The 20,368-nt window shown below is 43.8% G+C and carries 16 protein-coding genes; 10 read left to right on the plus strand and 6 right to left on the minus strand.

Annotation, left to right across the window (positions count from 1 at the left end; translation table 11 throughout):
- Positions 1-74 precede the first annotated feature (74 nt).
- The 3 genes from efp (at position 75) to accC (ending at position 2,708) form a co-directional block, all read left to right on the plus strand.
- Positions 75-641 carry an elongation factor P gene (gene efp / locus AC1DP6_RS14135; RefSeq protein ID WP_133808683.1) on the plus strand — a complete coding sequence of 189 codons (567 nt, stop codon included), beginning with the start codon at positions 75-77 and terminating at the stop codon, positions 639-641.
- A 130-nt stretch (positions 642-771) separates the two neighbouring features.
- Positions 772-1,248, plus strand: coding sequence for an acetyl-CoA carboxylase biotin carboxyl carrier protein (gene accB, locus AC1DP6_RS14140; RefSeq protein WP_477055410.1), 477 nt, complete (start codon positions 772-774; stop codon positions 1,246-1,248).
- A gap of 122 nt (positions 1,249-1,370) precedes the next feature.
- Positions 1,371-2,708: an acetyl-CoA carboxylase biotin carboxylase subunit gene (gene accC / locus AC1DP6_RS14145; protein WP_441572579.1), complete on the plus strand. Its 1,338-nt coding sequence runs from the start codon at positions 1,371-1,373 to the stop codon at positions 2,706-2,708.
- 82 nt (positions 2,709-2,790) lie between these two features.
- On the opposite strand, the gene AC1DP6_RS14150 is transcribed toward accC, so the two are convergent.
- Together AC1DP6_RS14150 and AC1DP6_RS14155 are read right to left on the minus strand one after the other, a co-directional pair.
- Positions 2,791-3,618 (minus strand): hypothetical protein, encoded by an 828-nt coding sequence (locus tag AC1DP6_RS14150; protein WP_477055411.1) that lies wholly within the window; start codon positions 3,616-3,618, stop codon positions 2,791-2,793.
- A gap of 358 nt (positions 3,619-3,976) precedes the next feature.
- A complete protein-coding gene (locus tag AC1DP6_RS14155; RefSeq protein ID WP_477055412.1) occupies positions 3,977-6,166 on the minus strand; it encodes a glutamine synthetase III family protein in 2,190 nt (729 codons plus the stop codon).
- Between the two features lie 291 nt (positions 6,167-6,457).
- Between AC1DP6_RS14155 and purL the strand changes: the two genes are divergently transcribed.
- On the plus strand, positions 6,458-8,683 hold the full coding sequence (gene purL / locus AC1DP6_RS14160) for a phosphoribosylformylglycinamidine synthase subunit PurL (RefSeq protein WP_477055413.1): 2,226 nt from the start codon (positions 6,458-6,460) through the stop codon (positions 8,681-8,683).
- Between the two features lie 111 nt (positions 8,684-8,794).
- On the opposite strand, the gene AC1DP6_RS14165 is transcribed toward purL, so the two are convergent.
- Positions 8,795-9,868: a PepSY-associated TM helix domain-containing protein gene (locus AC1DP6_RS14165; RefSeq protein ID WP_477055414.1), complete on the minus strand. Its 1,074-nt coding sequence runs from the start codon at positions 9,866-9,868 to the stop codon at positions 8,795-8,797.
- Positions 9,869-10,501: 633 nt separating this feature from the next.
- Positions 10,502-11,743: an aminotransferase class I/II-fold pyridoxal phosphate-dependent enzyme gene (locus AC1DP6_RS14170; protein WP_441572573.1), complete on the minus strand. Its 1,242-nt coding sequence runs from the start codon at positions 11,741-11,743 to the stop codon at positions 10,502-10,504.
- Positions 11,744-11,917: 174 nt separating this feature from the next.
- On the opposite strand from AC1DP6_RS14170, the gene pafA reads away from it, so the two are divergent.
- The 3 genes from pafA to AC1DP6_RS14185 all read left to right on the plus strand — a co-directional run bounded on the left by pafA (position 11,918) and on the right by AC1DP6_RS14185 (position 15,113).
- Positions 11,918-13,585, plus strand: a complete 1,668-nt coding sequence (pafA, locus tag AC1DP6_RS14175; protein ID WP_477055415.1) for an alkaline phosphatase PafA — start codon at positions 11,918-11,920, stop codon at positions 13,583-13,585.
- 51 nt (positions 13,586-13,636) lie between these two features.
- Entirely contained in the window at positions 13,637-14,416 is a 780-nt protein-coding gene (locus tag AC1DP6_RS14180) for an enoyl-CoA hydratase/isomerase family protein (RefSeq protein WP_477055416.1), read from the plus strand.
- Between the two features lie 79 nt (positions 14,417-14,495).
- The gene (locus AC1DP6_RS14185; RefSeq protein ID WP_477021521.1) at positions 14,496-15,113 is read left to right on the plus strand and encodes a hypothetical protein; all 618 of its coding nucleotides are present in this window, start codon (positions 14,496-14,498) and stop codon (positions 15,111-15,113) included.
- Positions 15,114-15,535: 422 nt separating this feature from the next.
- Here AC1DP6_RS14185 and AC1DP6_RS14190 read toward each other — a convergent pair whose 3' ends face one another.
- Positions 15,536-15,955 (minus strand): hypothetical protein, encoded by a 420-nt coding sequence (locus AC1DP6_RS14190; RefSeq protein ID WP_477021522.1) that lies wholly within the window; start codon positions 15,953-15,955, stop codon positions 15,536-15,538.
- Positions 15,956-16,104: 149 nt separating this feature from the next.
- Between AC1DP6_RS14190 and AC1DP6_RS14195 the strand changes: the two genes are divergently transcribed.
- The 3 genes from AC1DP6_RS14195 (at position 16,105) to AC1DP6_RS14205 (ending at position 19,329) form a co-directional block, all read left to right on the plus strand.
- Entirely contained in the window at positions 16,105-17,526 is a 1,422-nt protein-coding gene (locus AC1DP6_RS14195) for a tetratricopeptide repeat protein (RefSeq protein ID WP_133808696.1), read from the plus strand.
- Positions 17,527-17,706: 180 nt separating this feature from the next.
- Positions 17,707-18,471 (plus strand): phosphosulfolactate synthase, encoded by a 765-nt coding sequence (locus AC1DP6_RS14200; protein WP_441572568.1) that lies wholly within the window; start codon positions 17,707-17,709, stop codon positions 18,469-18,471.
- A 123-nt stretch (positions 18,472-18,594) separates the two neighbouring features.
- Complete coding sequence (locus AC1DP6_RS14205; RefSeq protein ID WP_477055417.1) at positions 18,595-19,329, plus strand: shikimate dehydrogenase family protein; 735 nt, start codon at positions 18,595-18,597, stop codon at positions 19,327-19,329.
- A gap of 97 nt (positions 19,330-19,426) precedes the next feature.
- On the opposite strand, the gene AC1DP6_RS14210 is transcribed toward AC1DP6_RS14205, so the two are convergent.
- On the minus strand, positions 19,427-20,224 hold the full coding sequence (locus tag AC1DP6_RS14210) for a class I SAM-dependent methyltransferase (protein ID WP_477055418.1): 798 nt from the start codon (positions 20,222-20,224) through the stop codon (positions 19,427-19,429).
- Between the last annotated feature and the right edge of the window lie 144 nt (positions 20,225-20,368).

A 20,368-nucleotide genomic window follows, 5' to 3' on the forward strand; every position in this document is an offset into this window, starting at 1 on the left:
TGCTTGTTCATATGCGAAAATTTTTACTTTTGCAATCCGTATAAATTTTTAACTTAAAATCAGTAACCTAATTTATGGCTACCACCGCAGATATCAGAACAGGATTAATAATCAAGCTGGATAACAGTTTGTATTCTGTTGTAGAGTTTGGTCAGAACAAAACCGCCCGTGCAGCCGCAAAGGTTTGGGCTAAATTGAAGGGCGTTGACAATAGCCGTTCCATAGAGCACACCTGGAACTCAGGTGATACAATCTATCCCATCCGCATTGAAAAGAAAGCTTTCCAGTATTTATATAAAGACGATACCGGCTACAACTTCATGGACAATGAAACGTTTGAGCAGATTGCTATGCCGGAAACAGCCATTGATGCGCCACAGTTCCTGAAAGAAGGACAGGAAGTAAGTGTGCAGATCAACACAGAAACTGAGCAATACATGGCAGTGGAATTACCTGATAAAATTGTTGTATTGGTTACCTATTCTGAGCCTGGTGTTAAAGGTGATACGGCTACCCGTACCCTGAAACCAGCTACTGTTGAAACCGGAGCTACCGTAATGGTGCCACTGTTTGTGGATGAAGGAGAATTGATCCGTGTGAACACAAAGAATGGCGAATATATTGAAAGAGTAAAAGCATAAATCATTTGGAGTGCTGATTTTTTGGAGAGGAATTTTGTTTCTGAGGGGGTATTCTTTCTGAAACAAAATTCCTGACCGCGTAAATCAGTCGTCCATCATATTCTATATTTCTAAACCAAAAACTGTCTACATGGACTTTAAACAGATTCAGGAACTGGTAAAAATGATCAACAAATCAAATATCAGTGAACTGAGCATTGAACAGGACAAGTTTAAGATTACAATAAAGCAGAAGGATAACGAAGTACAACAGGTAATCACTGTTCCTGCAACCATGGCACCCGTACAGGCGGCCACCGCTGTAGCTCCTGCAGCAGTAGCCAACACCGCAGCACCGGCAGCTACACCAGCTCCTGTTAAAGCGGACAACCTGGTAACCATCAAATCTCCCATGATTGGTACCTTTTACCGCAGCGCCGGTCCGGATAAAGCCGCTTTCGTAAATGTTGGCGACGAAGTTACTTCCGGCAAAGTAGTGTGCATCATCGAAGCAATGAAGTTATTCAACGAAATAGAGAGTGAAGTAAGTGGTAAAATCGTGAAAGTACTGGTAGATGACGCATCTCCGGTAGAATATGATCAACCTTTATTCTTAGTTGAACCGTAATAATAGACATTAGCTTTTAGCTGTTAGCCTTTAGCCTTCCATAATCGGAGTACTAAAGGCGCTAACAGCTAAAAGCTAATGGCTAACAGCTAACAGCTATTATCAACTTATTAAGGAAAACAATGTTCAAAAAAATATTGATTGCCAACCGTGGTGAAATTGCCCTTCGGATTATCCGTACCTGTAAGGAAATGGGTATCAAAACGGTGGCAGTTTATTCTACAGCAGATAAAGATAGTCTGCATGTGAAATTTGCCGATGAAGCAGTATGCATAGGCAAACCACAAAGCACTGAGTCTTATCTGAACATCCCTCACCTGATGGCGGCTGCTGAAATCACCAATGCAGACGCTATCCACCCCGGATACGGCTTCCTGGCAGAAAATGCCCGTTTCGCTGAAATCTGTGGTGAACACGGTATTAAGTTTATCGGCCCTACTCCGGAAATGATCCGCAGAATGGGTGATAAGATGACTGCCAAGGAAACCATGATTGCTGCTGGTGTACCGGTTATTCCAGGATCTGAAGGATTACTTCAGAGCGTGGAAGAAGCCAGAACAATCGCCAGAAGCATGGGCCTCCCGGTAATCATCAAAGCTACTGCCGGTGGTGGTGGTAAAGGTATGCGCGTGGTATGGGATGAGAATGAGCTTGAAACCGCCTACAACATGGCTAAGAATGAAGCCCGTGCCTCTTTCAGTAACGATGGTATCTACATGGAGAAATTCGTGGAAGAACCCCGTCACATCGAAATCCAGGTAGCGGGTGATCAATACGGTAAAGTATGTCATCTCAGTGAAAGAGATTGCTCTATTCAGCGTCGTCACCAGAAGCTGGTAGAAGAATCTCCTTCTCCGTTTATGACGCCTGAACTGCGTGAGAAAATGGGTGAAGCAGCTATCAAGGCCGCCAGTGCTATCAACTACGAAAGTGTTGGTACCATTGAGTTCCTGGTAGATAAACACCGCAATTTCTACTTCATGGAAATGAATACACGTATCCAGGTAGAACACGGGGTAACAGAAGAAGTCATCAACTTCGACCTGGTAAAAGAACAGATCAAGATTGCTGCAGGCATTCCTATCTCCGGAAAAAATTATACACCACAGATGCATGCCATCGAGTGTCGTATCAATGCGGAAGATCCTTACAACGATTTCCGTCCTTCTCCGGGCAAAATTACTACACTGCATATTCCTGGTGGTCACGGTGTGCGGGTTGATTCCCACATCTACGCTGGTTATGTAATTCCTCCTTATTACGATTCCATGGTAGCGAAAATTATTACCATGGCGCAAACCCGCGAAGAAGCCATCAATACGATGGAACGCGCGCTGAGCGAGTTCGTGATCGAAGGTGTTAAAACAACTATTCCTTTCCATCAGCAGCTGATGCGCGATGAAAACTTCCGTAAAGGTAACTTTACCACCAAGTTTACTGAGACGTTCAAGCTGGTATAACGGTAACGGATATACTATTTAAAAAAGGCCTCCTGATCAGGAGGCCTTTTTTAATGTTTTTTACATCCGTTGAGAGTGAGGGTTATTGACGTCCATAGAAAATTTCGTACGCCCTTACGGGGTATAATAAAAATGATTGTGAATCCATTTTAGGATTTTTAAAAGGGACTTTTACCGGTAAACCATAGCTGTTATAAGAATCAGCAATAAATGGATTGTTTCTGCTATAATCGAGATTAAAGAATTGCCAGAGAGGATGCAACAGGTTTGGATTCACCTTATTATCGTACACTGGAAATACATCATTTGACACGGTGCTACCGTTAGGATATAAGATCAAAGTATTGATCTTATAGGCATTACCGGATGCATTATAAAAGTAGGAGGTGGTTCGCATTTCAAAAAGATCCTCCACGAGAAGGAAGCGTTTATCTATCACCTGGGTAATCCTGTCGAGGTGATCGTAAGCATATTTTCTGACGAAGAAAAGATAACGGGCATCAACAACAGTAAGGGTTTTTCTGTCGTAGTTGCCGTATGCAAACACACTATCTGAAATAACTCTTTTTTTATTATCACAAACACATTTATGGGCCGTTTCAAACTCAGTGCTTTCATCATAATAGGCGCCTATTACTATTTTAAGTGCGTTTTGAGCATCATAGCCCAGCAGGTATTGGGGATAGTTTTCGGTGATGACCCGGCCGGCTATGTGGATGGGATTGTGTCTGGAGTTGTAGGTAATGTGAAAGGTATCCTTCGGGATGCCGTTGACCGTCTCTGCGCCAAATCCAGTGATTTCATAATGCGAGGGGTCGGGTAAACAGATTGGTGGTTTAACGCAATGGCTGAACAGGACTACAAACAGTAAAATCATAGCACAACGTGCCAGGGGATAATTCTTTGTCATGTTTTAAATGTTTTTTTGGTTAAAAAATAATGATCAATGGGAGCGTCCGGAGGTAGGAAGGATGTAAACATATTTTAGTGGAAGTGTTGGAAGAGTATACTTGTCATGGTGCCTGCAAAGCAGATTCCAATGGTCATTACTGCCAGGGATAAATGTCTTTTCACAAGTAAAAATTAAGGTGGTATTTATGGGTTAAACACTACCAGGGCTAAGGGTTAAAGGGTTGCTGCAATAATTTACGATAGTAATAGTGAGGTGGTTCAGTAACAGGGTAATTAAATCTAAGGAGAAATATTAACAAAACAAAGCCCCGGATGAAAATCCGGGGCTAATCATACACCAAAACAATCTTACGGTTTTATCGCAAGAAAAGCAGCTCTCTGTATTTAGGCAGTGCCCATTTTTTGTCATCCACCAGGAACTCCAGTTTGTCGGAGTGGTAGCGGATTACATCAAAGTACGGCTTAATCTTTTCACAGTAATCAATCGCTTTCTGACGGCTGTCGGTGAGCTTGTTAGCTACCTTACGCGCCTCGATCATAGCCTGTACATTTTCACTAATGGCATTAATATGTTCAGCTATTTTAGCAGCAATTTGTGTTTGAGCTTTAACAGCATCATCGCCTAAACCAATTTCTTTCAGTCCGCGGATGTTAGTTACCAAGTCATTTACATAACTGATAGCTGACGGCAGGATGGTGTTGGTAGCGAGGTCGCCGATAACGCGGGCTTCGATCTGCACTTTCTTCACATAATCTTCCAGCAGTATTTCGTGGCGTGCGTGCAGTTCTTTTTCGTTGTAAACGCCGGTATCTGTATAAAGTTTGGCAGCTTTAGCAGTCACCATAGCATCCAGTGCTTTTGGTGTGGTTTTAACGTTAGGTAAACCTCTTTTTTCTGCTTCTTTTTCCCACTCTTCACTGTATCCGTCGCCTTCGAACAGTATTTTTTCCGAATCTACAATATATTTCCGAAGAGTTTGCATAATTGCAATCTCTTTTTTCTCGCCTTTTTCGATCAGACCATCTACTTCAACTTTGAAGTCAGTCAGTGTTTTTGCAACGATAGTATTCAATACAGTCATGGCAGAAGCACAGTTGGCAGAGGAACCTACCGCGCGGAATTCAAACTTGTTGCCGGTGAAAGCAAAAGGAGAAGTACGGTTACGGTCAGTGTTGTCCAGCAGCAGTTCCGGAATGTGACGGTGCAGGTCCAGTTTCAGGATAGCTTCGTCTTGTTCGTCGAACTTGTTGTTAACACGGTTTTTAACTTCCTGCAGTACATCAAACAGGTATTTACCTGAGAATACAGAGATAATAGCAGGAGGCGCTTCGTTGGCACCTAAGCGGAAGTCATTGCTGGGAGAAGCAATAGCAGCTCTCATCAGATCAGCATAGTCATGAACCGCTTTAATGGTGTTTACAAAGAAAGTGAGGAACATCAGGTTGGTCTTCGGTGTTTTACCGGGAGCCAGCAGGTTTACACCGGTATCGGTGGACATGCTCCAGTTGTTGTGTTTACCGGAACCGTTGATGCCTGCAAAAGGTTTTTCGTGCAGTAATACTTTCAGTTTGTGACGTTTAGCCACTTTATTCATTACATCCATCAACAGAGAGTTGTGATCTACTGCGATGTTTACTTCTTCAAATATAGGAGCACACTCAAACTGAGAAGGTGCTACTTCATTATGACGCGTTCTTAAAGGAATACCCAGTTTGTAAGATTCTACTTCGAAATCGCGCATGTAAGCGTAAGCACGCTCAGGGATAGCACCGAAGTAATGATCTTCCAGCTGCTGACCTTTGGAAGGAGCGTGACCAACAACGGTACGACCAGTCATGATCAGATCAGGACGGGCGTTAGCCATTGTTTCGTCTACCAGGAAGTATTCCTGTTCCCAACCCAGGGTACCAGTTACTTTAGTAACGTTCTTATCGAAATAGTTACATACGTCTACTGCAGCTTTGTCCATAGCAGCCAGTGCTTTCAGCAATGGAGCTTTGTAATCCAGCGATTCGCCGGTGTAGGCAACAAAGATAGTAGGTATGCAGAGTGTTTTACCATAACCCTGTTCCAGGATGAAGGCGGGAGAGGAAGGATCCCAGGCAGTGTAGCCGCGGGCTTCGAAGGTAGCTCTCAAACCACCGTTAGGGAAACTGGAAGCATCTGGTTCCTGTTGTACCAGTGCATCTCCATCAAAAGTTTCCAATGCAGTACCATCACCTTTCAGCGTGAAAAATGAATCGTGCTTTTCTGCGGTAGTGCCGGTCAATGGCTGAAACCAGTGTGTGTAGTGAGTCACACCTTTTTTCATCGCCCATGCTTTCATGCCTGAAGCGATCTGCTCGGACATTTTACGTTCCAGCTTGGTGCCATTTTTAACAGAGTTCATCAGGCTCTTATAAGCCTCATCGCTCAGATATTCCCGAACAACTTTACCAGAGAAAACATTGCTGCCAAATACATCGGTAATTTTACCGTTATGTTCGGTGAGAGTGGAGTCTACGCCAGCTAATCCTTCCAGCGCTTTGAAACGTAACGATTGCATGCTGTAAATTATTTTACACAAAAGAACGCATCCGTAGCTATAAATGCAAATAAATTGTTCATTTTAACTGAAAAATTACATTTAGGGCTTTAAAAGAGCTGTTTTTTTGCTGTTTCGTTAAATATTTATGCTTCACTTGTCTTTAATCTGATGAATTTAAAAATTAATAATATGATGTGGTGGAACTAAAAATTTACCAATTGAAGCCAGGCGGCAACCTCTTGGCATTTGCAGGAAAAACATGTACTTTTGCGACTTCTTTTAAATTACTCGTTTTTTATACTTAAATACATGCAAACCACCGTAGAAATTGCTGAACAGCTAGGACTTACCGCTGACGAGTTTGAACGAATTATATCCATTTTAGGCCGTACCCCCAACTTTACAGAATTAAGTATGTATTCTGTAATGTGGAGTGAGCACTGCTCTTACAAAAATTCAATCGTTTGGCTGAAATCCCTGCCCCGCGATGGTGACAGGCTGCTGGTAAAAGCAGGAGAAGAAAATGCCGGTCTGGTAGATATTGGTGATGGCTACGCGGTTGTATTTAAAATAGAGTCGCATAACCACCCATCCGCTATCGAACCTTTCCAGGGCGCTGCAACAGGTGTTGGTGGTATTCACCGCGATATCTTTACAATGGGCGCTCGTCCTATCGCTGCACTCAACTCATTGCGCTTCGGTAATATTAATGATAAGAAAACACAACACCTGGTAAAAGGTATTGTACATGGTATAGGCCACTACGGTAACTGCTTCGGTGTTCCTACTGTAGGTGGTGAAGTTTATTTCGAAGACTGCTACGGTACTAACCCACTGGTAAACGCATTCAGCGCAGGTATCGTAAAAGTAGGACAAACCGTTTCCGCTACTTCTTATGGTGAAGGCAACCCTGTTTTCATCGTAGGTTCTGCTACTGGAAAAGATGGTATCGGTGGTGCTTCTTTCGCTTCTGCCAATATCACAGAAGACAGCGCGGAAGATTTACCGGCTGTTCAGGTAGGTGATCCTTTCCAGGAAAAGAAATTACTGGAAGCCTGTCTTGAAATCATCAAAACAAACGCCATCATCGGTATGCAGGATATGGGCGCAGCCGGTATTACCTGCTCCACTGCAGAAATGAGCGCTAAAGGCGAACACGGTATGAAGATCTGGTTAGATAAAGTACCTACCCGCCAGAAAGATATGAAAGGATGGGAAATGCTGCTGAGCGAAAGCCAGGAACGCATGCTGATTGTTGTGAAGAAAGGCGAAGAAAAACCAGTACTGGATATCTTCGAAAAATGGGACCTGCACTGCGTACAAATCGGTGAAGTAACCAAAGATAAAAACCTGAAGTTCTATATGAACGGCGAACTGGAAGCAGACGTTCCTGCTGAAAGTATGGTACTGGGTGGCGGCGCTCCCCAATATCACCGTGCTTATACTGAACCAGCTTATTTCGCTAAAATTAAAGCATTTAATATCCACAACATTCCTGATACAGAGCACCCGCATTTTGTAGCAGAAAGAATGGTGGCCCTGCCTAACATTGCTTCCAAACGCTGGATCTACAACCAGTACGATAGCATGGTAGGTACTGCGAATGCCAGCACCAATGCACCAAGCGATGCAGCCATCGTATTGGTAAAACCAACCAAGAAAGCTTTGGCAATGACTACCGACTGTAACGGTCGTTATGTATTTGCTGATCCTCATAAAGGCGGACAGATTGCAGTAGCAGAAGCTGCCCGTAACATCGTTTGCTCCGGTGGTGAACCAGTTGCTATTACCAACTGTCTGAACTTCGGTAACCCTTATGATCCGGAAGTTTACTACCAGTTTGTACACGCAGTACAAGGTATGGGTGAAGCCTGCCGCAAGTTTAACACACCTGTTACCGGTGGTAACGTAAGCTTCTACAACCAGTCTCCTGATGGTCCGGTATATCCAACACCAACCATTGGTATGGTGGGTATCCTCGATAGCCTGGATCAGCGTATCACCCTTGATTTCAAGGAAGAAGGCCACCTGGTATACCTGGTAGGTCGCAGCCGCAACGATATCAACAGCTCTGAATACCTGCACAAAATCATTGGTATAGAATACAGCCCTGCACCGCATTTCAACCTCGATGAAGAATTGCACGTACACCAGGCCATCACTAAACTGAATAAAGCAGGACTCATCCGCTCTGCACACGATGTGAGCGACGGTGGTTTATTCGTTACCCTCCTGGAAAGCGCTATGCCTGCAGGAAAAGGCTTTGAACTGACTACCAATAACAAATTCCGTAAAGATGCCTACCTGTTCGGTGAAAGCCAGAGCCGTGTAGTAGTAACCGTTAGACCGGAAGATAAAGAGAAGTTCGAAGCACTGATGCACGGTCTGGTAGACGCATCTGATACTTCCGTACGTTACGAGAAACTGGGCGTTGTTACCGGCGAACACATCAAAGTAAACGGTGAAGACTGGGGCAATGTAAGTACCTGGAAGAAATCATACGACACCGCTATTGAAGAACACCTGAAGAAATAGTTTCTTCATCTCAGATAATTAAAAAGGGTTCGCATATCATATGCGAACCCTTTTTCTATTTAGGTAATTACACACACCAAAGCCAAAATAAAAAATTGCTTCCTAGCTATGTTAAATCCTGTTGTGTACTTTAATAATGTATTTTCTGCGATACCAGATCAGGAAACCGGAAACGGATAATACGCCTGGGGTTAAGGCAAGGAGTGAATAAATGATTTTTAATGCAATACCGCCGTAATTACCAAAGTGAAGCGGTGCTATACAGGCGTTGAATTTATCGCCAAAGGAGGCTTTACTGAAATTCACTGTTTTTTTTATGCTGCCGCCGGCATCTATAAATACAGATGAGGAATACTCACCAAAGAAGGCGGATTCGTGTGCATGTCCCAGTATTCTGAGGGGATCGCCGGCTTTTTTGGGTGGGCGTACTCCCATTATTTCGAAGCCGGGTATACTGGCTTTTGCTTTTGCCAGGAGTGGTTCATAATCACCGGTGAAAGGAACGGCTTCAAAACTGGCTTTGGGATTTTTCCGGGAGTCCAGCACTTTCAGCTCCATCATAAAGCCGGTAAAGGAAATCAGCAGATTAAACAGCAGTGCCCATACACCGAGGATGCGGTGCAGGTTCCGCCAGCGCCGGGTGGGGTTATTCCATTCCAGTTTTACCCGGAAAGTCAGCACTTTGACAATGGCATTCCGGTAAATAAATATGCCGGTGAGAACGGATAGGAATAGCGCTATTGCTGCAATGAGGACAATCGTAGCCCCTGTTTTACCATTCAGAAGGGTGAAGTGAAGGTATAGGACGTAGCCCGTTAAATGGTCTGTATTGGAGTATTGCTGTAATATTTTGCCGGTGTATGGGTTTAGGAAGACGTATACTTTATGATCTGCTGCATATTCGGCCCTCAGCACAATGCTTTCGTCGGGCGCCTGTGGTAGTCTTACGAAAAAGAGGTAGGGGTTACCGGGAAGTGCCTGCCGGGCGTCCTGCATCAGATCATGTAGTGGCCTGGATTGTGTTGCTGAGGTAACGTGGTAGGCGTTGGCATACTGCGCATGGTCTATTTCATCACTGAAAACCAGCATACTGCCGGTAATGCTTAACAGCAGTAGCAGGATGCCGGCTATTAAACCTATGATCCGGTGTATCCGGAAAAACTGTTTACTCCATTGAAGTTTCAATTCCTATCGTTTAATGATCCCTTTATCAGTTGACGGCAGCATTACCCGGACGTGGGCGGTCAACGAATGTGCTATAGACGTATTCCGGCGCCCTGCCTTTACCAGCCATAATGGTTAAAGGCCTGAGTATGTTTTGCTTCCGCCGCAAAGTTATCACGCTAAAGGTGGGAAGCGCTTACGCAAAAGGGAATTTTTTTGATCATATTGGGAAAAAACGGGCCTTTTTACATTTGAGTGATATATTACCGCAGTGTTAATCTTTAACAACCTGTTAACAAAATCCAACGGATGTGTTATAGAATTTGCTAAAATCTCCCCTATTTTTGATAAGTATCAATGAAAAGAAATACTGAATTAAAATAAAACCTATTTTATAAAATATTTGGAATCACTTGGTTATTCCAATTTCTATGAAAACCATTTGTTCTCTACCATGTCCTGATGAAATCTAATGAAAAATTACACCTAGTGAAAGAACGATTTGAGTAAGGGCTGAGTAAAATCAGCCCTTTTGTTTTTTAGCCCTTTATTGACTTACCTTATTGCTATGACCCCTCTGGCCTTTTCCCATTTTAAATAGAAAAGCCTTCCTGAAGAGCAGGAAGGCTTTTAATATTATGATCGGTGTGACTGTTATACCATTGGGATTTCAGCCACCTGGTAAACTTTTTCATCCAGTTTAGCCTTGGTTTCGCTGAATGCCTGGAGTGTGAGTTCAATATCCTCATAGCTGTGTGCAGCCGTAGGAATCAGGCGGTAAATGATCTGTCCTTTAGGAATAACCGGGTATACCACGATAGAGCAGAAAATGTTATAGTTTTCGCGCAGATCGAGGCACATAGCAGTAGCTTCCGGAATGTCGCCCTGCAGGTAAATCGGTGTTACGGGTGAATTGGTTCTGCCAATGTTGAATCCACGTTCTTTCAATCCATTCTGCAGTTTATTCACATTATCCCACAGTTTCGCTTTCATTTCAGGATGCTGACGCATCAGCTGTACACGTTTCAGGTGTCCGATAACGATAGGTAAAGGAATGGATTTAGCGAAGATCTGTGAGCGCATGTTATAGCGCAGGAAGTTGATGATTTGTTTTTCGCCGCTGATGAAAGCACCGATAGAAGCACCTGATTTTGCGAAGGTATTGAACAGCAGATCGATCTGGTCCTGTACACCCTGCTCTTCGCCGGTACCGGCACCGGTTTTACCCATTGTGCCAAAGCCGTGCGCATCATCTACGAGTAAACGGAACTCATATTTGGATTTAAAAGAAGCAATTTCTTTCAGTTTACCCTGGTCACCGGCCATACCAAATACGCCTTCTGTTACCACGAGTATACCACCGCCCTGGGTTTTAGCCAGTTCAGTTGCACGCTTCATCTGTTTGTCGAAATCTTCCATATCGTTATGCTTGAACACATAACGTTTGCCGGGATGCAGGCGTAAACCATCCAGGATACTGGCGTGGCATTCTGCATCATATACAATTACGTCTCTGCGGCCCACGATGGCGTCAATAGCGCTCATGATACCCTGGTAGCCGTAGTTTAATAAAGTAGTAGCTTCTTTGCCCATGTAGTCGGACAATTCGTTTTCCAGCTGCTCATGGTAGTTGGTGTTACCACTCATCATACGCGCTCCCATTGGAGACGCCATTCCGTAGTCGGCGGCAGCCTGAGCGTCGGTAGCACGTACTTCCGGGTGGTTGGCTAAACCCAGATAGTTGTTAAGGCTCCAGACAATTTTTTCATTGCCCCGGAAATTCATGCGGGGGCCTATTTCTCCTTCCAGTTTAGGAAATGCGAAATAGCCATGGGCTCTGTCTGAATGTTCCCCGATAGGGCCCAGATGTTTCAGCAGTTTCTCGAAAATATCCATACGATATATTATGTAATGGTTAATTCATTCCATTTAAAATGGACACAAAGGTATTAAAATATTACTTTTTGTAAACTTGGTTTACATTTGGCGCGTCTCCGAAAACAAATTATTTGCTAAGCAGCAACGCCTTATGTCGTTGTATTACAGTGATTTTTAAATATTTACGATCTGATGAAATTTACACATTTCCTGACAGCGGCCCTCCTGTTGTCCGCAACAGCTACGAGGGCGCAAAAAGCGACCTCTCCCAAACCTTTTAACCATCTCGCTGCTTCCAAAACCACCAAAATGTCTGCCAGACCTAAGCTGGTAGTGGGCGTGGTGGTAGACCAGATGCGCTGGGACTACCTTTACCGCTATGGTAACCGCTATGGCGCAGGAGGATTTAAAAGATTGCTGCAGGAAGGTTTTTCCTGTGAAAATACGCTGATCAACTATACCCCTACTATAACGGCCTGTGGTCATACCTGCGTATACACCGGCTCTGTTCCTGCTATCCATGGTATTATCGGTAACACATGGTACAGTCCCGAACTGGGCCGCACCATGTATTGCGCCGAAGATACAACTGTTAGCACAGTTGGCAGCAATTCTGCTGCAGGTAAAATGAGTCCGCGTAATATGCTGGTCACTACCATCGGTGATGAACTCCGGGTATCCAATAATTTTCAGAGCAAAGTAGTAGGCGTAGCGATCAAAGACCGTGGCGCCATTTTGCCGGCCGGACACAGTGCCAACGCGGCTTTCTGGTATGATGGCAGTACTGGTAACTGGGTGAGCAGCACGTATTATATGAGAGAGTTGCCAGTATGGGCGCAGGAATTTAATAAACAGCAATTCCCGCAGCAATATCTCAGTAAACCTTGGACTACCCTGTACCCGGTATCTACCTATACCCTTAGTACAGCAGATGAAAAACCCTATGAAGGCAAATATAAAAATGCCACCAATACTTCGTTCCCGCATAACCTGAGTGATATTTCCAATACGGCTATTTCTGCTTCACCCTTTGGTAATACCATGACCCTGGAATTTGCTAAAAAGGCGCTGGAAGCCTATGATATGGGTAAAGGCAATGTCACCGATTTTCTGGCGGTAAGTCTTTCTTCCACGGATTATGTAGGTCATCAGTTCGGGCCTAATTCCGTAGAAATTGAAGATACTTATCTGCGCCTGGACCAGGATCTGGCCACGCTGTTCAAATACCTGGATGCTAAGGTAGGCAAGGGGCAATATCTCTTTTTTATTACCGCAGATCATGGGGTAGCACATGTACCGGGTTTTATGGAAGAAAACAAGCTGCCTGGTGGTACCTGGGATGAGCCGGCTGCCATAAAGGACCTCAACGACCTGGTGGCTGCTAAGTTTGGTGTAAAAGGAGCAATAAAAGGATCCGATAACTACCAGCTGTGGCTGGATCATGACGGTATTGCGCAGGCAGGGAAAAATGAAGCCGATATCCGGCAGCTGATCATTGCCCGTTTGCTGAAATCACCGGCTATCGCCAAAGCTTTTCCCATCGAAAACCTGATGACGACTACTTTGCCGGAGCCAATGCGTACGATGTTGTCTAACGGTTTTAACACCAAAAGAAGTGGTGATATCCAGGTGATATTAACCCCTGGCTATATTGATGGTGGCAAAACCGGTACTACACACGGTTTGTGGTATCCTTATGATGCACATATTCCGCTGGTATGGATGGGTTGGGGTATTCATCCCGGCAAAACCAACCGTACCGTTGGTATGACAGATATTACACCTACGCTGGCTGCATTATTACATATTCAGATGCCCAGCGGTAATGTAGGGCAGGTAATACAGGAGATTACCCATTAAATTTTTTTTGCTTAGATTGCCATAAACAAGGTTGTTTTTAATTCTTTGTTTATGGCTTTTTCTTTTTTACAATATACTGTAGCGGATCGTATCGCTACCATCGCCTTAAATCGTCCTGAAAAGCGGAATGCGCTGAATGGCCAATTTGTAGCGGAGTTACGGGAAGCCTTCCGGGCTGCGGAAGCCGATGAGGCGGTGAAAGTGATCATTTTGAAGGGAAATGGCGAGGCATTTTGTGCCGGCGCCGACCTGGAGTACTTGCAGCAACTGCAAAAAAATACCTATGCAGAAAATCTCACTGATTCCCGGGAACTGATGCAGTTATTCCGGGAGATTTACGACCTTGATAAGATTGTAATTGCTCAGGTGGAAGGACACGCGATTGCCGGGGGCTGCGGGTTAGTGACCCTTTGTGACCTGAGTTACGCCGTACCGGAAGCCTTGCTGGGCTATACAGAAGTAAAGATTGGCTTTATTCCTGCGCTGGTGGCGGTTTTTCTGGTTCGTAAAATAGGAGAGGGCAGGTCCCGCGAATTGCTGCTGACCGGGAAACTGGTAATGGCAGAAAAAGCGGCTACGGATGGCCTGATCACTGCGGTGGTACCTGCAGCAGAAATTAATACCTATGTAGCTAAAGTGGCTGGCAGCCTGTGTAAGGAGGCCTCCGCCAACTCACTGAAAGTAACCAAAAAACTGATTGGCACAGTGTTGGACTTACCATTAGCGGAAGGGTTGCTGCATGCATCAGCATTGAATGCAGAAACCCGTGGACACGATGACTGTAAACGCGGCATCGCTGCTTTTTTAAATAAGGAAAAGTTTACCTGGTAGTTAGTTTATCAACCATAACTATACCGCCATTCAACTAATACACCACACTATGTCATACCGGTTGTTATTAACTTTTATCTTGGCATGTTGCGCGGGCTCATTGCTGGCGCAGCGTACTGTTTCAGATGCGAAAATTATTTACAAAATGGAGCTGCCACCAGAGCAGCTGCAAATGGATGCCATGCTGGAAGGCAGCACCTTTACCCAATATATGCGTGGGCCACTGAGCAGGATAGATATGAATTTCAATATCGTTCATTATACCTATCTCATTAACAGTAAAACTGAAACTATGACCACGCTGATTGATCAGCATGGCAATAAATACCTGATCCGGGCTGGTAAAGATCAGTACAACAAGGACCTGAAACAATATGAAAATATTCAGTTTAAGGATCAGTCAGATACCAAGGAGATAGCAGGGTATACTTGTAGAAAGGCGATTGGCACCATGCCGGATGGCCAGACTTTCGAGGTATTTTATGCCACTGACCTGATACCGGAAAACAAGCAATATAACCGTCGTTTTGTGAATTTGAAGGGTATTCCCCTGGAGTTTGAAATTTTGACCAAAACCGGTGCTAAAACGCGCGTAATTGCCACCAAAGTAGATTTGTATCCGATTCCTGCTTCTTATTTTGATGTGCCTAAAACAGGCTATAAAGAGGTAAGTCAGGAAGAGTTGAAGAATATGTAGTTTTTTTGTCTTTGTTCAGGATTTTACTGATTTAGATGATTTTCCGGTTTTTTACTTGATTTTATAAGATTAGCGAAGATAGATGAGGGAGATCCACATTGATCTTCGCTAATCTTTTTAAATCCTGGAAATGGATCCCATTGAAAATCAGGTAGATAGCGTAAAATCATTATAGTCAACATTACCTTTTCATTATGTAGACTATGTCGATGATATGCCTGGAATAGGCTATGTGCCTATAGGGGGACTGCAGTAGAGGTGGACTTGATGTGGAAGATGGCTTCATTTCAGTTGAATGACAGATAGTTATGCGTGAATAAAGACAGAAAAACGTGAAAATCATCTGACAAAAAAAGAGCCGGTTAAAAAGCTGTATAACTTTTTAACCGGCCCATATTGTAATTGAAGAAACGTAAAGTTTATTACCCTTTCTTGAGTGGCAGAATAATCTGCAATTTCTGAAAGTTCATATTTCCGGGTGGTTGTGATTGCACCTGGACATTAGAAGGAACAATATAAGTAACGTTACCCTTAGTATAGGTCATGACCGCTTTAAGGTTGATTACGTTATTAGTACTATTGACATTGTTGGTATTAAACTTAAAGTCTGAGCTGAAAGTACCGGAGTAGCGGTAAGCTGCGTCCAGGCTCAGGTTGGTTTTAGGCATAGCAGTATTCAACACAAAGTGTTGACTGTCAGCCGTTTTTTTCGACTTGTCTTTGTCGTTATCGGAGGGCAAAAAGCTATTATTCGCCAGGGCATTGAGAGCAAAAAACGCCATAGCGCCCGCCAACAAGCAAGACAATGAAAAAGTGCGTGATATGTATGTTTTCGCTTTCATTGTGACACAAATGTACAAACTTTTTGATATATTATATAACATATTCTTAACGCAAGATACGATTAAATCACAAGGAAATGTTAAAAAATATTTAAAAGGTCATTTTCACCCCATATTTGGGGATAAATAAAAGTACTATATTTACAGTAATGAGTAAAGACTTTTCCTTTTTAAACGAAGATTTTGATGATCTGAGAGACTTGTTGCAGCAGTTTGAAAATCTCAGGGCTGGTAAGTCTCATTCTTTTTTGGACGAAGATTCATTTGAACAGATCATAGACTATTATGACGAGCATGACGAAATGCCGATCGCATTGCAGGCCGCAGAAATAGCCATCGAACAATTCCCCTATTCTTCTACATTACTACTTAAAAAGGCCAACTTACTGATAGAAACCAAAAAGTACAAGGAAGCATTGGATTTGCTGGAGAAAGCAGAAGTACTGGACCGCACTGACATTAATCTTTATATACTGCAGACCGATGTTTACCTGGCGCTGAATCAGCATCAGAAAGCTGCCAGTGTGCTGGAAGAACAAATAGAACAGTTTTCGGGAGAAGACAGGACGGAGTTGTTACTGGAACTGGCCGATGTATATGATGACTGGGAAGAATTTGAAAAAGTATTTGATTGCCTGAAAATGGCACTGGAATATGATCCCAACAGTGAAGAAGCCTTGCATAAGATCTGCTTCTGGACAGAGTTTACCGGTCGTAATGAAGAGAGTATCCGTTTGCACAATGCTATTATAGACGAGCATCCCTTTAACCAGCTGGCCTGGTTTAACCTGGGCACTGCTTTTCAGGGACTGAAGTTATACGAGAAGGCCATAGATGCTTACCAGTATGCGGTAGCAATTGATGAAAAATTCGATTATGCGTACCGGAATATGGGAGATGCGTATATCCGCCTGCGTAAGTATGCTGAAGCCATTGAAGTGCTCCAGAAACACCTGGAAATAGCTAAACCGGAGGATGTTATCTATGAGGCTATCGGGCATTGTTACGAGAGACAGCGCAAATTTACCCAGGCCCGCTATTATTACAGGAAGGCATCGCATCTGAGTCCGAGCGATGATAAGCTGTATTATAAGATTGCGGTGGCCTATATGATGGAAGCCAACTGGGAAAATGCAGCCAAATCGTTGCTGAGTGCACTTAAAATAAACAAAACCAACGCCGAATATAATATGAGCCTGGGTGAATGCTACCTGGAGCTGGGAAAAAACAAAGACGCACTGGTTCATTTTATGAATGCGGTACGTACCCGGCCGAAGAGCGCAGTTACCTGGCAGGAGCTGTTAAAAGGGTTGTATGTGTCCGGATTCCTGGAAGAAGCCCTGGTACAGCTGTCAATAGCTGAGGAAAAGGCAGGCCGTAAGCCCATATTTATCTACTACCGGGCAGCCATTTTGATCGCTATGGGGAAAACCAAAGAGGGTTTGTTGCATCTGGAAACAGCTTTGCAGCAGGCGCCAAAAATTGTCAAAAAGCTCGTAGAGCTTGACCCTGCTGTGTTACAGCATGTGAGTGTGGTGGATCTGATTGCGCAATACCGCCGCAAACGTTAACCAATGTTATTTACTTTAATAAAATAAAGTATACTTCTTATTTTTGCGCCGGCTTTTAATTGTCATGGACAAAAGTCAACAGTATTTCCGGTTACTAAAATTGCATCTACGCTATCCCGAAGTGCCTGGCGAAAATTAGTATGTGTTTTACTGACCAATAAGAAGATAAAAATATTTCAAATGAATTTTAATCTGACACAAATCCCGGAAAGGACAAAGAAGCCCCGTACACATGGCTTAACCATGGTAATGGATAAGGGCCTTAGTTTGGAAGAAGCACGAAATTTTTTATCGGCAGCAGGTCCTCATATTGATATCCTGAAACTGGGTTTTGGCACTGCGTATGTTACGCCCAACCTGCGCGCAAAAATTGAACTTTACCAGGCAGCAAACATCCCTGTATACTTTGGCGGAACCCTGTTTGAAGCCTTTGTTATCCGTAACCAATTTGAGGAGTACATTAAGGTAGTAAAGGATTACGGCATCAGCTACATGGAAGTTTCTGACGGTTCTATCACTATCCCGCATGCTGAAAAATGCGGTTATATTGAGAAACTCGCTAAAATCGGGTTGGTACTAAGTGAAGTAGGGTCTAAAGACGCTGAACACATCATCCCACCCTATAAATGGATTGAGTTGATGAGCGCTGAACTGGCAGCCGGAGCCACCTATGTGATAGCCGAAGCCCGGGAAAGCGGTAACGTTGGTATTTATCGCGGTAGCGGTGAAGTACGCGAAGGTCTGGTACAGGAAATCCTGACACAGATACCCGCAGAAAAAATTATCTGGGAAGCACCACAAAAAGCCCAACAGCTTTACTTCCTGGAACTCGTAGGATGTAATGCCAACCTGGGTAATCTGGCGCCTAATGAAGTTATTTCCCTGGAAGCTATGCGTATTGGCTTAAGAGGAGATACGTTTAACCTGTTTTTAGATAGAGAATAGTTTTTTAATAATTACGAATCTCAAATTACGAATTACGGATTTGTGGGGAGATGGTAAACGCAACATCTTCCCACAAATCCGTAATTCGTAATTTGAAATTCGTAATTTTCAATTATTGGGTTCATGAAGATTTACGGACTTATTGGCTATCCGCTTAGCCACTCTTTTTCAAAAGGGTTCTTTAAAGAAAAATTTGAAAAGGAACAGATCACTGGCTGCCAGTATGAAAACTTCCCGATACCCGGTATCTCCGAATTCAGCACACTGCTGGAGCAACATCCGCAGCTCAACGGATTAAACGTTACCATTCCCTACAAAGAAGTAGTCATCCCTTTCCTGGATGAACTCAGCAAAGCGGCTGCACAAATAGGCGCCGTTAACTGCATTCATTTTAAAGACGGGAAGAAAACAGGCTATAATACAGATGTAATCGGGTTTACAAAATCATTGCAGCCATTACTGCAATCCCACCATACCAGCGCCCTGGTGCTGGGTACCGGTGGTGCCGCCAAAGCGATTATGTATGCACTGGAGCAACTGGGTATTACGTACACCGTAGTAAGCCGTCAGCCGGTTAACGGCGCGATATCTTATGACGCACTGGACCAGGCAACCGTTGCAGCACATACCATTATTGTCAATACTACCCCTTTAGGCATGTATCCCAAAGTAGATACGTTTCCTGAAATACCTTATCAATACCTTACCTCCAGGCACCTGTTGTATGACCTCGTGTATAATCCGGCAGAAACCGCCTTTTTACAAAAAGGAACTGCACAAGGTGCTACCACTAAAAACGGACATGAAATGCTGATCCTGCAAGCGGAAGCGTCATGGGAAATATGGAGCAGCTGTTAGCCATTAGCTTTTAGCTTTTAGCAAAATGCAGCGGAGATAAACATATATTATGTTCTCCGCTGCATTTTGCTAAAAGCTAAAAGCTAATGGCTAACAGCTACTCCGGCTTAATCATATAATACATACAGGTAGTCACAAAATTCCTGAAGAAAGGAATGGCTGCAATGGGCTTCCACTGTACTCTTGCGCTTACACCGAATTTATATTTATAGATGGGATTGATCAGATAAAATCTGCGTTGGGTAATTTTATAGTGCTGACGTTTTACGATGCGCTCAAAGCGTTCTATAGAAATGCCGGTCGACTTCACATCCATCAGATCCACGACTACATCATCTCCTTCACCAAACAGCCGCAATACTCCTTTGTACAAGGGTCTTGGCAGCAAGTGAATATAAGGCACCATGCTGAGGAACTTGTTGGCGCAGATCTGCTGATGGCCTCCATGTGGCATATACCACGGTGGAAACCCAAAATAAACCTGTCCCTGGGGGGTGAGTAATTGCTTCAGATGCCCGATGATTTTTTCCTGGTCAGGAATGTGTTCGATGGCATCTTTCAAAATAATTACATCAAAAGAATGCTGGAATTCTCCCAGGAAGTCAAGATCATAGATGTTTTTGGCGATCAGCTTTAATTGTCCACCATCCAGGTATTGTTGAAGGAAATTCTTAGCCAGTTCGATACGGTCAGGTGCAAGATCCACGCCCACACAGTTGCAGCCCTTTTCCAGGAAGGGGATCAGCACCCCGCCTTCTCCACATCCAACTTCCATTACCCGCAGGCCTTCCAGTTTCGGAAATTCCTGCTGTATGAATGGCAGCACGTAGTCACGCGAATTGTCTACCTGTTGCTTGTGCCGTAGTGTTGCGTCTAAATGATGTTCTAATGCCATGTATTTGAAAATTGCGTGAATTTAATAAAAAGCCATTAGCTTTTAGCTTTTAGCTTTTAGCAAATGCAGCGGAGACAAACATATATTATGTTCTACGCTGCATTTGCTAAAAGCTAAAAGCTAATGGCTAAATGCTATTTATTA

The sequence above is a fragment of the Chitinophaga sp. 01L420 genome (assembly GCF_056399985.1).

What these genes read in the sequence shown, in the direction of transcription:
- efp (WP_133808683.1), top strand. Translation starts at nt 75, where the DNA reads ATGGCTACCACCGCAGATATCAGAACAGGATTAATAATCAAGCTGGAT.
- accB (WP_477055410.1), top strand. Translation starts at nt 772, where the DNA reads ATGGACTTTAAACAGATTCAGGAACTGGTAAAAATGATCAACAAATCA.
- accC (WP_441572579.1), top strand. Translation starts at nt 1,371, where the DNA reads ATGTTCAAAAAAATATTGATTGCCAACCGTGGTGAAATTGCCCTTCGG.
- AC1DP6_RS14150 (WP_477055411.1), bottom strand. Translation starts at nt 3,618, where the DNA reads ATGACAAAGAATTATCCCCTGGCACGTTGTGCTATGATTTTACTGTTT.
- AC1DP6_RS14155 (WP_477055412.1), bottom strand. Translation starts at nt 6,166, where the DNA reads ATGCAATCGTTACGTTTCAAAGCGCTGGAAGGATTAGCTGGCGTAGAC.
- purL (WP_477055413.1), top strand. Translation starts at nt 6,458, where the DNA reads ATGCAAACCACCGTAGAAATTGCTGAACAGCTAGGACTTACCGCTGAC.
- AC1DP6_RS14170 (WP_441572573.1), bottom strand. Translation starts at nt 11,743, where the DNA reads ATGGATATTTTCGAGAAACTGCTGAAACATCTGGGCCCTATCGGGGAA.
- pafA (WP_477055415.1), top strand. Translation starts at nt 11,918, where the DNA reads ATGAAATTTACACATTTCCTGACAGCGGCCCTCCTGTTGTCCGCAACA.
- AC1DP6_RS14180 (WP_477055416.1), top strand. Translation starts at nt 13,637, where the DNA reads ATGGCTTTTTCTTTTTTACAATATACTGTAGCGGATCGTATCGCTACC.
- AC1DP6_RS14190 (WP_477021522.1), bottom strand. Translation starts at nt 15,955, where the DNA reads ATGAAAGCGAAAACATACATATCACGCACTTTTTCATTGTCTTGCTTG.
- AC1DP6_RS14195 (WP_133808696.1), top strand. Translation starts at nt 16,105, where the DNA reads ATGAGTAAAGACTTTTCCTTTTTAAACGAAGATTTTGATGATCTGAGA.
- AC1DP6_RS14200 (WP_441572568.1), top strand. Translation starts at nt 17,707, where the DNA reads ATGAATTTTAATCTGACACAAATCCCGGAAAGGACAAAGAAGCCCCGT.
- AC1DP6_RS14205 (WP_477055417.1), top strand. Translation starts at nt 18,595, where the DNA reads ATGAAGATTTACGGACTTATTGGCTATCCGCTTAGCCACTCTTTTTCA.
- AC1DP6_RS14210 (WP_477055418.1), bottom strand. Translation starts at nt 20,224, where the DNA reads ATGGCATTAGAACATCATTTAGACGCAACACTACGGCACAAGCAACAG.